Source organism: Rhodopseudomonas telluris, assembly GCF_042432815.1.
In the GTDB taxonomy this organism is placed as follows: Bacteria; Pseudomonadota; Alphaproteobacteria; order Rhizobiales; family Xanthobacteraceae; genus Rhodopseudomonas; species Rhodopseudomonas telluris.
This window is the reverse complement of record NZ_JBHLWM010000001.1, coordinates 823,511-838,737: the sequence shown is the minus strand read 5'-3', so window position 1 is coordinate 838,737 and position 15,227 is coordinate 823,511. Positions and strand designations below refer to the sequence as shown.

Below are 15,227 nucleotides of genomic sequence, written 5' to 3'. Positions count from 1 at the left end.
TTGCATTCGGTCGGGAACGAAATTTTAGGCCCAAGGTTCTCCCCGCGCCGGTTAGTCCCCCCTGCCCCAATTAACCGGCGATACAGGGCGCAGCTGTGGTGATGCCAGCTGCGCCCTGTTCTTTTTCGCTGCCGGCGCCGATGCACGATCAGCCGTCGCAGGACATGGCGCAGCCTGAGCCCTTCAGAAAAGACAAGCCGCCCGCGCCTATCGGGCGCGAGCGGCTGTGTTGGAGTCGCGAAGCTTAGGATACGGCGGCGTTCGGCGTGCGGTTACGCGAGTTGCGCTGGAAGAACAGCGCCTGACTTGCGACCGCCGACACCATCGCGGGCTGGAACGGCTTGGAGATCAGGAACGCCGGTTCGGGGCGCTCGCCGGTCAGGAAGCGCTCCGGGTAGGCGGTGATGAAGACCACCGGCACTTCGAACGTCTTCAGCAGTTCGTTCACGGCATCGAGACCGGAGCTGCCGTCGGCAAGCTGGATATCGGCCAGGATCAGACCCGGCTTCTTGGTTCGCGCCAGCGCGATGGCATCGGAATGCGTCCGGGCGACGCCGATCACGTTATGGCCGAGGTTCTTGACGAGGCTCTCGAGATCCATCGCGATGAAGGTCTCGTCCTCGATGATCAGCACATCGGTCGCGATCTCTTCCGCCATTTCGCGGCCGGCGGCGTCGGCAAGCTGCCGAACCTCGCTGACGTCCGTATGCAGAACGAAGGCGACTTCCTCTTCGGAAAAGCCTTCGAGCGACAACAGCAGGAATGCCTGTCGCGGCAGCGGAGTGATCGCCGACAGACGACGCTCCGACGGCATCGGCAGAGAGCGGATCTCCGAATCGTCATTGAGAGCCACCGAATTCCAGATCTGGGCAAACAGCCGGAACAGCGCGGCGCGCGGTCCATGCCGTTCATCCAGCAGGCTCGGGTCCTGAAGCAGCGCTTCCAGCATCGCCGCCACATAAGCGTCGCCGGAGGCCTGGCTCCCCGTCAACGCGCGCGCATAACGGCGCAGCAAAGGCAAATGCTCAGCAACCAATTGCGATCTCGACATCCCCACTCCAATCTCGAAGCTTGTCTCGGCCCGTGATCCATCGGGGCGGCCGGCCTCCCCTGCAGCATCACCTACGCCCGACATGGCGAAAAGTTCCATCGTGCGCGGAACTTTAGAGCCGCTGTCGAATTAGGCTCCCAGTGACACGGCAAAACCTTCAAAAATCAAGCAAAACCCTAGATTTTCAGGGACTTGACCATGGGGAAAACATTGGATCAGTCATGGCAGAATTCAAGGCTAACACCATGAAGAAGTCGGCGCCTGGCAGTAAAGGCGGCCTGAACCAAGAGATTCAGGCGCGGATTGGCCACCAATTGCGCGCGATGTACGACGACGTCGTTCGACAGGGCGTGCCCGATCGGTTCGCGGAGCTGATCAAGCGGCTCGACGAGCCCCAGCAAGGCGAGGCGGCAGCAGTCGACAGCGAGAGGAGGGATTAATGCCTCTCACAGACTCTCTGCGAGACGATATTCTCGCCGCCGTTCCGAGTTTGCGCGCTTTCGCGATCTCGCTGAGCGGCAACGGCGACCGTGCGGACGATCTGGTGCAGGAAACGCTACTGCGCGCGCTCGCCAACATCGATTCCTTCCAGCCGGGTTCGAACCTGCCGGCCTGGCTGTTCACGATCCTGCGTAATCTGTTTCGCTCCGACTATCGAAAACGTCGTCGCGAAGTGGAAGACGCCGATGGAAGCTATGCCAAGACGCTGAAATCTCAGCCGGGGCAGAACGCTCATCTGGAGTTCGAGGAATTCCGGGCCGCACTGGACAAGCTTCCGCAGGACCAGCGGGAAGCGTTGATCCTGGTGGGCGCCTCGGGCTTCTCCTACGAAGATGCCGCCGCGATCTGCGGCTGCGCCGTCGGCACGATCAAGAGCCGCGTCAATCGTGCCCGATCGAAGCTGAGCGCCCTGCTCTATGTCGACGGAGCCGAAGACTTCGGGCCGGACGACACGGTGCGCGCCGTGATCGGCAGCAACGGCTAATCCTTATCGCTTTCCCCATGACACGCGAAGCGGCCTACGGGCCGCTTCGTTGTTTCTTGCGTGCTGTTTCTAGCCTAGCGCATTGTCGATGGGCCGGGCGGACCACCAACGATCGGCGTCAAGGAATAAGGAAGTCAGCTTCGGCGAAGCGGCGCGGAAATCTGGCCGGTACGGTCGCGCTCGTTCATGTCGACGACGGTTTCCATCGGAGCGGTCAGCTCATACACATAGCTGACGTCGGTGAAGTAGCGCTTGGCACTACCACCGAGGGCCTCCGGCGCGACGCGATCCAGCAGGATCACCCCGAATTCGCTGTCCGGCCGGCGCGTCGCTTCGCTGGTGTTGAACTCCTCCCAGCGGAAGTTGAACATCGAGTCGGCGCCATCTCCCGTGACTTCCCAGCTCGCGACGATATGCGGATGCTTGCCGACCAGCGACAATCCCTCGTCGGAGTGAGAGGCGAGCTCGAAGAACAACAGCGACAGGCTCTGCGCCGCCCGCGCGCTGACGGCGATATCCGGCCCGTTCACCGCAATGCGGTCGGCATGAGGGATCGCGCGGGCTTCGAACAACCCCTTCAGCATCACGCCCTGCCACTGACTTTCGCTCAGCAGCGAAACCACGTTGGACATGGCGTGAATTCGTCCGATCAGCAGCTCCCGGGCGACGTCCATATCCGATCCGTGCCGCAGCGTCCGCGTCACAATCGACTGGATGACGGCCAGGATGTTCTTCACCCGATGATTGAGTTCGTCGATGACCGCTGTCAACCGCCGCTCGAACCCGATCCTGATCTCAATTTCGCGGCGCAGCCGGATATTGCTGTTGGTCACATAACCGAACAAACCGCAGACGATGAAGGTCAGCGCCAGTCCGATCGCCGCGACGATCGCGGCGACCTGCTGGGCGCGGACATACGGACTCACCTTGGCGTAGTAAGCCAGCGACCAGTCGCGATCGCCAAATGTCACCGTCCTGATGACGGTCGGCTGAGGGCCGTCAGGATTGGCGTGACGCTCGCTGACCTTGCCGTGTTCGTCGGCGACCAGCTCGACATTCGCTTGCCGCGGGTCCTTGAGCACCACCGAGAACAGCGACATGTCGTCGTTCGTCAGCATCAGCGCGGACAGGTCGTAGGAGAAGGTGATGAACCCGACGGCCTCGGTCGCGTCTTCGCTCATGACCGGCGCCGCGAGAACGATGCCGATCGGCGCGCCGGGGACCTGGAGACGCGCCGGATCCGAGGCTTCGGGCTTGCCGTCCGCGAGCGAGCGGGCAAACATCTGGCCGAGCACCGGATGATCGTCCAGCGATCTGCCAAGAAGTTTGATGGTTTCGTCGTTTCGCGGCTCGATATCCATCACCACGTCGAGCGGCTGATCCTGGGTGGCCGGATCGATCAACGATCCGTCGGAATGACGGATCTTGATATCGGTGAAGCCGGCATTTGCCAGCTCCGTCTCGGCAGCCGTAAATTCCGGGCCTTTCAGCCGCACGACCCAGCTCGCCAGCAGGAAGTCGGTCTTGAACGCATAGATCGACGACCGCAGCGGCTTCAACATATCGGCTTTGATGATCGCCGGAGTCCGGAACAAGCCCGACGCGACGCGGCCGAGCAGTTCCCGCTCGGTCAGCCGATCCTGGACCTGGCTGGCATGGACATCGATCGCGCGGCCCAGCGCGATGCGCTCGACCGCGGCTTCCTGGTCATAGATGCGAAACGCCGCAAAACCCGACAGAAGGATCCCGACGATTGCAACCAGCGCAATGATGAGTCCCAGCCGAACCAACGCTTCTACTCGATCAACGGACGCAGGACTTCGTTGCCCTCCGCCCCAACATGCCGATGCTCGCGTCCATCAGCTGAGCCGACGGGCCACGAGGCAACTGGGACCATTGCTGGTGACATCCTTACAACATGAGTGTCAGGTCCGAAGCGGCACAACGTGAGTAACCCGTGATTGTTCCGGATTCGGCGGTTTTTACCGAAAAGCCAACGGGTTACTTGGTGCGCCATCAGACGGTCGATGGTTGCGGAGAGAGGCCGCCCTTGGCTTCGATGAAGCTGATGATCCGGTCGAGCCCGTCCTGCTTCTTCAGATTTGTCATAATGAAAGGCCGCTCGCCGCGCATCCGGCGGGCGTCGGTATCCATTTTTTCCAGCGAGGCGCCGACATGAGGCGCCAGATCGATCTTGTTGATCACCAGCAGATCCGACCGGGTGATCCCGGGACCGCCTTTAGAGGGGATCTTGTCGCCGGCAGAAACATCGATGACGTAGATCGTCAGATCGGCAAGCTCGGGCGAGAACGTGGCGGCGAGATTGTCGCCACCGGATTCGATCAGCACCAGGTCCAGCCCCGGAAACTTGCTGCGCATGTCCGCGACGGCCGCGAGATTCATCGAGGCGTCCTCGCGGATCGCAGTGTGCGGACAGCCACCAGTTTCGACGCCGGCGATGCGGTCGGGCGTGAGAGACCCGGATCGCACCAGAAACTCGGCGTCCCACTTGGTGTAGATATCGTTGGTGATCGCCGCGATGTCGTAGCGGTCCCGCATCGACTTGCAGAGCAGATCCATCAGCGCGGTTTTGCCGGAGCCGACCGGGCCGCCTATTCCAACGCGCAAAGGACCGTGATGAGCTGACATGGCTGTTTCCCAGTGACGCAGCTTTTCAGAACGGTGCAGCGTCAAGAAAAGCTGACACCGCGTGCGCTGGGAATAAGAACGATGAAGCAGAAGATTGCAAGTCACGTCGTCGGTTGATGAGCGCAGGCTCGAACGACGACGGTCGTGCAGCTACCACGTGCCCGGGCTCAAAGTCTCGCCCCCGTCCCTGATCAAGGTGATTGGGCCAGAGACTCTCCGATCGCCAGAGCGTCAGGCCGTCTTGGGCGAAGGCGCCGCCGGATCGGGATCTTTGGCGGGAGCTTGCCTTGCCGTTTCCTTGCGAGGCTCGGCCACCGGTTTCTTGGTCGACTTCCCATATCGGGACAACGCTGCGAGCTCTGCTTCGAGTTCGGCCTGCCGGGCGGCAACCTTCTCGGTCAACTTTTGGGCTGCGTCATCGCGCAAGGACGCCAATTCCTCGATGCTGAGTGCGTCGAGATCAATCTTCGCCATCGCATATCTCCGGTTCAGCAACTTTGGCTACCGGGTACCGCTTTTCGTCGCAAGCGACCCACGGTTTTATCCACTGACAGAAGGAAAACCGGCGCATTCGGGTTGACGCACGACAAATGGCGGACTGAATGATGCCGATAGAGGACCCTAATGACTTCATCGAAATCATTGAATAACGAGCCCGTCGCGCGTTCCGCGTCGTTGGACACCCAACCGCACGTCCCGGCTTCTCAGATATCGATCAAACAGCAACCGGTTGAGCTATCAGCCCATTACTCGCATTCTTCCGTGCAGGCCGAAGAGACACACTTGGCAGCGAGCGAGACTATTTCGTCGGCCGCCGGGGCCTCACCCGGGCCCGTAGATGCCGCAGGATCGGACGTTTCCAAGCGTGAGGCGGCCGAGCGCGCGGAAATTCTAAAACGCATTGCTGCATTCCGAAATCTGCAGGTCAAGCTGCGGCAGGATCGCGAAAAGTACTACGACGAGACCATGGCGCGCGCCCGATCGCTGCTGTCGCAGCCGCTGAAGCCGCGCCGCTGAGGCCCTCGGGACACCCCGTTAGTCTGACTACGTCTTTGGTTGGACGGATATCCCGCGATGCGGACACGCGGGCGCTGCCGGATGCTATCAGCGCAAATCGTGACGAATCAGCGCACCCGGGGCGAATGAGCAGCCATAGATCGACACAATTCCCGCGACCGGCATCCTAACAATCAGCGCAAGCCCCGTATTTACTACCTGGACGGTGCTGATTTTCGCCAAAATCTCAACTAAGCAGACTTAAGCGATTGCTAACCGCCGTGCCCGTGGTGAGTTAGATTTCGTGAAATTGAGAATTGTCGACACGAAACGAGTGTAGTAGAAGGGCGCTTCACTAAAGGAGCCTACGCGTGGCAAAGAAAGCTAAAGCCAAGACTGCAAAGACTGCAGCCAAGTCGAAGAAGGCGAAGACCGTAGCGAAAACCGCTGCGAAGCCCGCCAAGAAGACGAAGATCACTCGGCGCGAGTACACCAAGGAAGACATCAAGGAGTTGCGCGCGCACTCGAAGGCGCGGACCCCGGTCGCCGAGATCGCGAAGCTGACCAAGCGTACCGTCGGCTCGCTGCGTCAGAAGGCGCTCAAGCTCGGTATCGGCCTCGGCCACCAGCGCTGAGAGCTTAAAACCGCCTCGCGAAGCGCGTTTCAGGCCGCCGATCGGCAGCCTGATCGCTGGTTCGAATATCAGTCGCGCTTCGCGGGCGCCGGTAAAGCCTTCCTGATCCACACTTTATTATCGTGAAACGCCGCCCCACCGTGCGGTGCAACGGAATCCGCGCTGGTCAGCACGTTGATTCCGATCCCACCCTTATGCGCGCTGTTCGGAAACACCGATTCGGCGATCAGGACGCCTCGACGTAGTCCACCGTCGAGCTTGGCCATCAATTTGGTCTCACCCCGCTTATTGCCGAGGGTGACGATATCCCCCTCTTCCACCTCGATCGCGGCGGCATCGGCCGGATGTATCAGCACCGACGGGGCTCCCTCCCGCTCGCGTGATGACGGCGTCTCGTTGAACGTCGTGTTGAGAAAACTCCGCGCCGGGCTCGTCGCCAGGCGGAACGGGTGCTCGTCGTCGATCTCTTCGGTGACGGCCCAGTGGTCCGGCAGGCTCGGCATCTGCTGCCAGGGCCCGAATTTCAACTGCCGCGGCACCTTGATGTTCGTCCAATCGGCGCGGAAGTGGAACTTGCCGTCGGCATGGCCGAACCCATCGAGGAAATGTGCGGTTCTGAACTCCGGCTGCAGGTCGCGCCAGAGATCAGCCTCCAGCTCTTCGATCGTGCCGCGCCCGCTTTTCTTCAGCGTCGCATCGATCACTTCGCGCGGCGTCATCTCGAAGGCCGGGTGACGCACGCCGAGCCGCGTCGCGAGTCCCTGAAGCACTTCGTGGTTGGACCGGCATTCGCCCGGCGGGTCGACCAGGCGGGTGCCGACCGAAATGTGCTGATGGCCCCCGCCATAGTACAAATCATCGTGCTCCAGAAACATCGTGGCCGGGAGCACAAGATCGGCCATTTGCGCGGTTTCGGTCATGAACTGCTCGTGGACCGCAACAAACAGGTCTTCGCGCGAGAAACCGGCGCGGACGAGGGCCTGCTCCGGTGCGACCGTCATCGGATTGGTATTCTGGATCAGCATGGCCTTGACGGGCGGCCCGCCGCAGAGTGCCTCGGTATCACCTGTCAGGATTCGACCGATCTTGGACTGATCGAGCACCCGGGTGGTCGGATCGAGCGAATCCAATCCCTCGATTAGCGTCTTGTCGAAGCCGAAGATCGCCCCATTGTTGAAGAAGGCACCGCCGCCTTCGTATTGCCAGGCTCCTGTGACCGCAGGAATACATAGCGCGGCATGCATCTGCGCGGCGCCGTTGCGGCTGCGCGTGAAGCCGTAGCCGAGTCGGAAAAAGCTGCGTTTGGTTTCGCCGACCGCCCGGGCAAATGCTTCGATCTCGGCCACCGGCACGCCGCAGATCTCCGACGCCCATTCGGGCGTACGGGTCCCGAGGTGGGCCTCCAGCTCGTCCGGACAATCGGTGTAGCGATCCAGATACGCGCGGTCGGCGTAGCCCTCGCGAAACAGCACATGCATGACGCCGCAGGCGAAAGCGCCGTCCGTGCCGGGACGCAGGATGATCCGGATATCGGCCTGCTTCATGGTTTCGTTGTCGTAGATGTCGATCGCCGCGATCCGGGCGCCCCGCTCCTTCCGGGCGCGCGCAGCATGGGTCATGACGTTGACCTGGGTGGAGACCGGGTTGGTCCCCCAGATCACTACCAAATCGGACTTCGCCATCTCGCGGGGATCGACGCCTGCGACCTTGCCGGTGCCGGCCGCGTAGCCGGACCAGGCGATGTTGGAGCAGATCGTCGAGTAGAACCGCGAGTACTTCTTGACGTTGGCAAGCCGGTTGATGCCGTCCCGCATCACCAGGCCCATCGTTCCGGCGTAGTAATACGGCCAGACCGCCTCGGCGCCGAACTCCGCTTCCGCCGCGTTGAAGCGGGCTGCGATCTCGTCCAGCGCCTCGTCCCAACTGATGCGGACGAACTGACCGGAGCCCTTGGGACCCGAGCGCCGCATCGGGAACGTGAGGCGATCGGGATGATGGATGCGCTCGGCGTAGCGCGCGACCTTGGCGCACACGACGCCGGCCGTATAGGTCTGACGCTTCGACCCGCGGACGCGTCCGATTGTCGAACGATCGATCACCTCGACGTCGAGCGCACAGGCCGACGGGCAATCATGCGGGCAGGTCGAATGGCGGATATCGATGCCGGTACGCGGGTTCATATGCGAATCGTTAGCATGTCAGGTCGCCGCTGAGAACGGCTTCCAGCCTGCAACTGCTATTCCCTGCCCGCGTCCGAATTCCCGCGCTGATCGGCAACTTCTTTGCTGCTTCGCGGTTACCGCGCTGAACAACGATCGAGCAGCGCGTGCACTCCGGAAAAATCGTCCAATTCGAGCGACTGATGCAGGAATTCCGTGCCTGGCGGGCTGTCCCGGAGAGTGATCGCGCGCCGGCAGCAGCGTGGTGGTGGGGAACGGCCGTCGAACTGTTGGACGAAAGCGACCGGATGTCGCCGGAACATTGCGACGCATTCGGCCTGCCGAAAGGTTGTTCCTATGCGCATGCGGCGGGCCGATTGATGGACTTGATCGCCGGCCAGAAGTCTCTGGCGTCCGCTGCGGGCTTTCCGCGCAAACCGGCTGAAGCCGATCGGAAGCCGGAGCGGTCCGGATCGTCAGCCGTACCATCAGGGCGGGACATGTCCTGATCGGACGGGCGCGACGTAGCAGCCCCCCGCAGATCAGTCGATCTTTTCCAGCGGCGCCTCGGCGGTGACGTCGTCCTGGCCCTCGATATCGGCGATCTCCAGATTGAGAGTCCGTCCGGTGCGGCCTTCGACGATCTCGTTGATCTTGCGAGCAATCCCCGGCTCGCGGCTGATCAGGGAGCGTAGATCCGCGGCGTCCAGGACCAGCAGGCGAGCCCGCGACACCGCCTTTACGGTGGCGGACCGCTCGACGCGCTTCAGCACTGCTATCTCGCCAAAGAAATGCCCAGCGCCAAGCCGGATGCGCCTCCCCCGCTCCTCAGGCCCCAGCTCGATCTCGACATCGCCCTCGGCGATGAAATACATCGCCGTCGCCGGATCGCCCCGGCGGAAGACCACGTCACCGCGGTCGATCTGCCGGGCCTGCAGCAACTGCATGATATGCGCGATGTCGCCGGCGGTGAGATGGGAGAACAACGGCACCCGTGCCACCATGCTCCAGTTGACGATGAAATCGCGGCGGTGAATGACTTCGGAGAAGGCGTTCGCCACGATGCCGACCGGCAAGGCGATCATGATCAGGCCACCGACAATGGTGACAGATGCGATCATCCGGCCCAGACCGGTCGCCGGCACTACGTCGCCGTAGCCGATCGTGGTGAGGGTCACGATCGCCCACCACATCGCATCCGGGATGGTGCCGAACTTGTCCGGCTGAACATTGCCTTCGACAATATGCATCGCGGTGGCGGATACCAGCGTGGCGCAGCCGAGGATCACCAGACAGGCGAGCAGCGCGCGTCGCTCCGCCTCCAGCACCTCGAGCAGCGAGCGCATCCCGGACGAGTAACGGGCGAACTTGAGCACGCGCAGAATGCGCAGGATGATCAGCACCCGCAGATCGTCGAAGCCGAGCATCGCGACCCACAGCGGCATCACCGCGAGGCAATCGACGATGCCCTGGGCGCTCGTCATGTAGGCCCAGCCGGCGCGCAACGAGCTCATCTCGCGATAAGGCACATGCTCCGGCGCGATCCAGATGCGGATGTAATACTCGATCGAGAAGAACACGAGGCAAACGAATTCGAGCGCGCGGAACAGCGCGCCGTAGTCATCGCGCAGATGCGGCACCGACTCCAGCACCGTGACGCCGACGCTGAGCATGATGAAGAATACGATGACGCGATTGACGAACACGCCCATCGGCGTGCTCTGCGCGTGAGATTCCAGGATCTCGTAGAAATATTGCCGTGCTCTGAGGTAGAGCGGGCGGTCGTGGCGCATCGGTGGGCCTCTAAAGACCTCAGGCGGACGCGCCGTCAGACGAACCGGATCAGGCCGCGGCGAGCGCGTCGAAACGCTTCGGATCCAACACGCGCACCCCGTCGGGGACGATCACGATGAGTTTTTCCCGCTCCAGCTTGGTGAAGGTGCGGCTGACAGTTTCGATGGTGAGGCCGAGGAAGTCGGCGATGTCTTGCCGCCCCATCGGCAGGCTGACGGTCTTGGTAACGCCTTCGAGCCGCGCGAGCCGATCGCGCCATCCGACCAGGAAGGCCGCGACCTTTTCTTCAGCCGAGCGGCGGCCGAGCAGCAGCATCTGATCCTGCGCCAGGCTCAGTTCCCGGGTGGCGAACTCGTTCATTCTCAGCAGCATCTGCGGGCGGTTCTCGATGAATCGCATGAACGGACCACGGAAGAATTTACAGACCGTGACGCCGCCGATCGAATCGGCCGAAAAAGAGTAGCGTGCCGAGGGCGCCATGCCGAGGAAATCGCCCGGAAGCGCGAACCCGATGATCTGGCGACGGCCGTCGGGCAGCAGCTTGTAGAGCCGCGCGATACCCTCGACCAGACTGTACACCGCGTCGGCGACTTCATCTTCCGAGAACAGCGCCTCTTTCGGCCCATAGCGCACGTGCTGAGCAAGGCGCTCGAATTCTTCGTGCTCGAGCTGCTCGAGTTCGCCGCAAATCGCGAGGGGACGAACCGAACAATGCGTCGCGCAACGAAAACCGTCGCAAGTCGAGTTCGGAAAAGCGAGGTGCGGCATCCATCACTCCATGGGGTCGCCAGATTTACATCATGTGCCGCGCACTGCCGTCGAAGACTACGTACGATGCGCCCGACAAGGTAATATGTCGGTAAATCGTCAAGACAGCTTGACACAGATCAAGGCCGTATCCGACCGTGCACGGAATGGTCGATGTTTCGATAGCGCCCCTCCCGGACCGAGCGCCCGATGCGACTCACCCCTGCTATTATAATGTCGGCAACGCTTCTGATGATCAGTTCGGCCGACGCCGCGACTCGGACCGAATACCGCGGGTACGTTTTTGCCAAATCGCATTGCGCCCGCTGCCACGCGATCGGCCGCACCGGGCAGAGCCGGCTGAAACAAGCTCCGCCGTTTCGAACGCTGCACAACCGTTACCCGATCGAAACGCTGGCCGAGGCCTTCGCCGAAGGAATCTACACAGGGCATTCCAAGATGCCGGCGTTCGAACTCGATCCCGACGAGATCAACGACCTTTTGTCGTACCTGAAGAGCCTGAACTGATCGGCTTGGCCTCGCCGCCGCCCGACAGGCTGTTCATGGTCCATGGAATAAGCGCCTTGGCGACGGCGTCGAACGACGCATCGAAGGCCGTGACCGCTGCGGCAGGGTCCGGCTTGTCGAGTTTGGTCGTCTCCTGAAACAGCCGCGCGACAACCAATTTACCGTTCTTGTCGATGATCTTGGCCCCCAGGCTGACATCGGCGGTCGGCTCGCCTTCGCCCGCGATCTGAAAACTTCGGATATCGATCAGCAGCTGATAGTCCGGCGTCACCGCATCGTTCGGCCGCAACGGCGGATGCCCGATGTCGTAGTTCTCGAAACTCTGGATCAGCTTCTCCTGGACCAGTTTCGGAATGCTGTCGCTCCACTGTGCGCCGGCGAAAGCCGGCAGGTCGAGATTTGGCGCGACGAGCATTTTCTGACTGTCGAACAGCACCACGGTGGTCGGCTCGGGAATGGTCAGCTGGCCCTTGATCGCGCCGGTCGGCGGCGGAAAGCCGGAAGCCGGCTGCAGATCGTACACCACCTTCTTCACCACCGGCTCGTTGGCGCCGGTCATGCGTTCGACACCGCCGAGAATACCGTCGAGCGCGCCGGTCTTGCTGGAGAGCCATTCGGAGAAGGTCTTCAGATTCCCGATGGTATCCTTCAGCGGCTGGGCATTCTCGCCGAGCACGGTATCGACCTTGCGAAGCGCCTCGCGCGCAGCCTGGGTCATGCTGAGTCCCGCACCCGGCTCGGCGACCAGTGTGGTAGCGATGGCAGAGCCGGTGAGATCCTTGCCGCCCTCCAGAGCCACGACCGGAACGCCGGTGAGTCCCTGGAAATCGAGCCCCACCTTGGTGTCCGGCCGGACCGGCGTGTCGGTCGCCACCGCAATCGTCGCATTCACCCGGCGCGGATCGTCGGTCGCCAGGCTGAGCGCCGTGACCTCGCCGACGCGGATGCCGTTGAACAAGACAGCGGCGCCGACCAGCAGGCCGGGCACCGGATCGCGGAATTGAATGTGGTAGCTGGTCCGCGCCCCGATGCCGCTGGTGTTGTGCAGCCAGAACACGAAGCCGAACACCGCCAGGATGGCCGCGAGGACGAAGGCACCGACGACGACGAAGGGAGCACGGGTTTCCATGGAGCGTCCTAGTCCTGTTTGGGCTGCAGCATCGACGAGCGCTTGCCGTGGAAATAGGCGTGCACCCAGGGATGCTCGGATTGCAGCAAATCGTGCATCGGGCCGATCGCGACGATCTTGCCGTCGGCCAGCGCGGCGACGCGATCGCAGACGACGTTGAGACTGGCGAGATCGTGCGTCACCATGAATACGGTGAGGCCGAGCGTGGTCTGCAGCGTCTTGATGAGCTGATCGAAATCGCCGGCCGCGATCGGATCGAGGCCGGAGGTCGGCTCGTCGAGGAAGACGATGCCCGGATCGAGCGCCAGCGCGCGCGCCAGCGCCACGCGCTTGGTCATTCCGCCGGAGAGTTGCGCCGGGTACTTGTCCCAATCGTCCGGTCCGATCCCCACCATCTCGAGCTTGGCAGTGGCGATCTCGTCCTGCAGCTTCTCCGACATCGTGAGCATCTCGCGCAGCGGAAACTGCACGTTCTGCCGCGCCGTGAGCGACGAGAACAGCGCGCCCTGCTGAAACAGAATGCCCCATGTCGCGGCGATCGTGGTGCCGCGGCCGAGCCCGCGCTCGCTGTCCCGGCCCATCACTTCGATGTGCCCGCTCTGCTTCGGGATCAGGCCGATGATGGTGCGCATCAACACCGACTTGCCGCCGCCGGAGGCACCGACGAGACCGAGGATCTCACCGCGACGCACGTCGAGCGACAGATGGTCGAGCACGACCTGGCGGCCAAAGCCGACCACGAGGTCGGAGACGCGGATGGCATAGAGCTCGGCGAGCGCGTCCATCGTCACATCCCGATCGAGGCGAAGAACACGGCGAACAGGCCATCGAGCACGATCACCAGGAAGATCGACTTCACCACCGAGGTGGTGGTCTGCAGGCCGAGCGACTCCGCGCTACCCTGGACACGAAGCCCTTCGCTGCAGGCCACGATGCCGATCACCAGCGCCATGAACGGCGCCTTCCACATCCCGACCTCGAAGCTGTTGAGCGACACCGCCTCGTGCAGCCGGGCGATATACACCGCCGGCATCATGCCGCCGTAGAACCAGGCCGTGAGCAGGCCGCCATACAGCGCCGCCATCGAGCCGATGAAGGTGAGGATCGGCAGTGCGATCACCAGCGCGATGATGCGCGGCAGGATCAGCACCTCGACCGGATCGAGTCCCATGGTGGAGAGCGCGTCGATTTCCTCGCGCATCTTCATCGAGCCGAGCTCGGCCGTGTAGGCACTGCCGGAGCGGCCGGCCACCATGATGGCGACGATCAGCACCCCGATCTCGCGCAGCACCAGGATGCCGACCATATCGACCACATACGATTCCGCGCCGAATTTGCGGAAGTGGAAGATGCCCTGCTGCGCGATGATGGCGCCGATCAGGAAGGTGATCAGCACGACGATCGGGATGGCCTGCCAGCCGACGCGGTAGACCTGGTACGTCAACGAGGTCAGACGCAACGACCGCGGGCGCCGCAGCACGCCGAGCATCGCCATCGCCAATGCACCCAGCATGTCGAGAAACACCGACACATCCTGGGTGGCGCTGTAGGCGGAGCGGCCGAGCTGATCGAGGCGCGCGATGATCGGGTTGACCTTCGGCCTTGGTACCGGGCCACGGCGATTGACCTGACGAACCTCCTCGATCAGTCCCGCGTAGCGATCGCCGACGCCGACGAACAACGCAGTGCGCCCCGCCTGAACCGCCTCGCGTGAGACCTTCTCCAGCAGCCACGCCCCGATCGTATCGATTTCAGCAACGTCGCTCATGTCGATTTTGAGCGACCTTGCGGCGGCGACCTGGGAAGCGACTCCCGCGAACAACCCCTCAAGCGCGGCGGAATGCGTCGCGGTCCACGCGCCCCCCGGATGCAGCTCGAGCACATCGCCATCGACCACCGCATTCAATACAGGCGCAGAACTCACGGCAGCTTCGCCCCGACCTTCAAATTCACCACCGGTGCTCCGTTCGCGAATCGCCGGCCGCCATGCGGCCCGTCGAGGCGGCAGCTTGCGTCGCAAGATGGGATTGACGCAAATCAATTATCGCGACGGTGTGCTGCGTAAGCTTCAAGCAAGCAAGGACGACAGGATCGATCCGATGACCAAGGGCTCTCCGTCCGCCATTCTCAACACCTCGTTGCCTGCGCGCTTCCGTCAAATTCGACTCGAACTTGCACGCGAGCCGGGTCACCCGGAGGGCGCCTCGCAGATCGCTTATGTCCTGATCGCGCCGCTGGATGAGAACGACCGGATCGATGCGGAGACGTGGCGCAGCCATCGCGAGGCCTGCCGGGTTGCGCGGCAGCGGCCGCAGCAGGCCGACAGCCTCGGGCATCTGGTGCATCGACCGGGCGGCTCGTGGGCCTTTCAGTACGAGGCCGACGCCGCGATCCCGGACGAAGCCGGATATCACTTCGGCGACGAACGTTTCGTCCAGGGCGAATATGTGTCGATCCGCGAAGAAGGCGACATGCATACTTTCCGCGTCGTCTCGGTCAGCAGGCTATAGACACCTTCCCGCCCGGAACTTGTTTCATCCGCATGACGTCGGCA

The 15,227-nt window shown here is 62.6% G+C and carries 17 protein-coding genes; 7 read left to right on the top strand and 10 right to left on the bottom strand.

From position 1 onward, the window contains the following. Positions 1–244: 244 nt before the first annotated feature. A complete protein-coding gene (locus tag ACFFJ6_RS03825; RefSeq protein ID WP_378384527.1) occupies positions 245–1,051 on the bottom strand; it encodes a response regulator in 807 nt (268 codons plus the stop codon). A gap of 221 nt (positions 1,052–1,272) precedes the next feature. Here ACFFJ6_RS03825 and ACFFJ6_RS03820 point away from each other — a divergent pair, with 221 nt between their 5' ends. Together ACFFJ6_RS03820 and ACFFJ6_RS03815 are read left to right on the top strand one after the other, a co-directional pair. After that, positions 1,273–1,491: a NepR family anti-sigma factor gene (locus tag ACFFJ6_RS03820; protein ID WP_378384525.1), complete on the top strand. Its 219-nt coding sequence runs from the start codon at positions 1,273–1,275 to the stop codon at positions 1,489–1,491. After that, positions 1,491–2,036 (top strand): sigma-70 family RNA polymerase sigma factor, encoded by a 546-nt coding sequence (locus tag ACFFJ6_RS03815; RefSeq protein ID WP_378384523.1) that lies wholly within the window; start codon positions 1,491–1,493, stop codon positions 2,034–2,036. The genes ACFFJ6_RS03820 and ACFFJ6_RS03815 overlap by 1 nt, the downstream gene beginning before the upstream one ends. A gap of 134 nt (positions 2,037–2,170) precedes the next feature. Here the strand turns inward: ACFFJ6_RS03815 and ACFFJ6_RS03810 are convergent, their stop codons facing one another. The 3 genes from ACFFJ6_RS03810 to ACFFJ6_RS03800 all read right to left on the bottom strand — a co-directional run bounded on the left by ACFFJ6_RS03810 (position 2,171) and on the right by ACFFJ6_RS03800 (position 5,159). Next, positions 2,171–3,826, bottom strand: coding sequence for an HWE histidine kinase domain-containing protein (locus tag ACFFJ6_RS03810; RefSeq protein WP_378384521.1), 1,656 nt, complete (start codon positions 3,824–3,826; stop codon positions 2,171–2,173). Between the two features lie 226 nt (positions 3,827–4,052). Continuing rightward, on the bottom strand, positions 4,053–4,685 hold the full coding sequence (gene ureG / locus ACFFJ6_RS03805; RefSeq protein WP_378384519.1) for an urease accessory protein UreG: 633 nt from the start codon (positions 4,683–4,685) through the stop codon (positions 4,053–4,055). A gap of 231 nt (positions 4,686–4,916) precedes the next feature. Further along, positions 4,917–5,159, bottom strand: coding sequence for a hypothetical protein (locus ACFFJ6_RS03800; RefSeq protein WP_378384517.1), 243 nt, complete (start codon positions 5,157–5,159; stop codon positions 4,917–4,919). Between the two features lie 150 nt (positions 5,160–5,309). Here ACFFJ6_RS03800 and ACFFJ6_RS03795 point away from each other — a divergent pair, with 150 nt between their 5' ends. Together ACFFJ6_RS03795 and ACFFJ6_RS03790 are read left to right on the top strand one after the other, a co-directional pair. Continuing rightward, complete coding sequence (locus tag ACFFJ6_RS03795) at positions 5,310–5,702, top strand: hypothetical protein (protein WP_378384515.1); 393 nt, start codon at positions 5,310–5,312, stop codon at positions 5,700–5,702. 350 nt (positions 5,703–6,052) lie between these two features. Beyond that, complete coding sequence (locus tag ACFFJ6_RS03790; RefSeq protein WP_054164155.1) at positions 6,053–6,316, top strand: hypothetical protein; 264 nt, start codon at positions 6,053–6,055, stop codon at positions 6,314–6,316. 68 nt (positions 6,317–6,384) lie between these two features. On the opposite strand, the gene ACFFJ6_RS03785 is transcribed toward ACFFJ6_RS03790, so the two are convergent. Continuing rightward, positions 6,385–8,496, bottom strand: a complete 2,112-nt coding sequence (locus ACFFJ6_RS03785; protein WP_378384513.1) for a molybdopterin oxidoreductase family protein — start codon at positions 8,494–8,496, stop codon at positions 6,385–6,387. A 182-nt stretch (positions 8,497–8,678) separates the two neighbouring features. Here ACFFJ6_RS03785 and ACFFJ6_RS03780 point away from each other — a divergent pair, with 182 nt between their 5' ends. Continuing rightward, the gene (locus ACFFJ6_RS03780; RefSeq protein ID WP_378384511.1) at positions 8,679–8,984 is read left to right on the top strand and encodes a hypothetical protein; all 306 of its coding nucleotides are present in this window, start codon (positions 8,679–8,681) and stop codon (positions 8,982–8,984) included. Positions 8,985–9,017: 33 nt separating this feature from the next. On the opposite strand, the gene ACFFJ6_RS03775 is transcribed toward ACFFJ6_RS03780, so the two are convergent. Together ACFFJ6_RS03775 and aadR are read right to left on the bottom strand one after the other, a co-directional pair. Next, on the bottom strand, positions 9,018–10,268 hold the full coding sequence (locus ACFFJ6_RS03775; protein ID WP_378384509.1) for a cyclic nucleotide-gated ion channel: 1,251 nt from the start codon (positions 10,266–10,268) through the stop codon (positions 9,018–9,020). Between the two features lie 49 nt (positions 10,269–10,317). After that, entirely contained in the window at positions 10,318–11,037 is a 720-nt protein-coding gene (gene aadR, locus ACFFJ6_RS03770) for a transcriptional activatory protein AadR (protein WP_378384507.1), read from the bottom strand. Between the two features lie 213 nt (positions 11,038–11,250). Here aadR and ACFFJ6_RS03765 point away from each other — a divergent pair, with 213 nt between their 5' ends. Continuing rightward, on the top strand, positions 11,251–11,544 hold the full coding sequence (locus tag ACFFJ6_RS03765; RefSeq protein ID WP_378384505.1) for a c-type cytochrome: 294 nt from the start codon (positions 11,251–11,253) through the stop codon (positions 11,542–11,544). Here ACFFJ6_RS03765 and ACFFJ6_RS03760 read toward each other — a convergent pair. From ACFFJ6_RS03760 to ACFFJ6_RS03750, 3 genes are read right to left on the bottom strand one after another with little or no spacing between them, the layout of a single operon-like run. Continuing rightward, on the bottom strand, positions 11,507–12,673 hold the full coding sequence (locus tag ACFFJ6_RS03760) for an ABC-type transport auxiliary lipoprotein family protein (protein ID WP_378384503.1): 1,167 nt from the start codon (positions 12,671–12,673) through the stop codon (positions 11,507–11,509). The genes ACFFJ6_RS03765 and ACFFJ6_RS03760 overlap by 38 nt on opposite strands. A gap of 8 nt (positions 12,674–12,681) precedes the next feature. Continuing rightward, the gene (locus ACFFJ6_RS03755; protein ID WP_378384501.1) at positions 12,682–13,458 is read right to left on the bottom strand and encodes an ABC transporter ATP-binding protein; all 777 of its coding nucleotides are present in this window, start codon (positions 13,456–13,458) and stop codon (positions 12,682–12,684) included. 2 nt (positions 13,459–13,460) lie between these two features. Next, entirely contained in the window at positions 13,461–14,597 is a 1,137-nt protein-coding gene (locus ACFFJ6_RS03750) for an ABC transporter permease (protein WP_378384499.1), read from the bottom strand. Between the two features lie 175 nt (positions 14,598–14,772). On the opposite strand from ACFFJ6_RS03750, the gene ACFFJ6_RS03745 reads away from it, so the two are divergent. Further along, on the top strand, positions 14,773–15,183 hold the full coding sequence (locus tag ACFFJ6_RS03745; protein WP_378384497.1) for a hypothetical protein: 411 nt from the start codon (positions 14,773–14,775) through the stop codon (positions 15,181–15,183). The last annotated feature ends 44 nt before the right edge of the window (positions 15,184–15,227 follow it).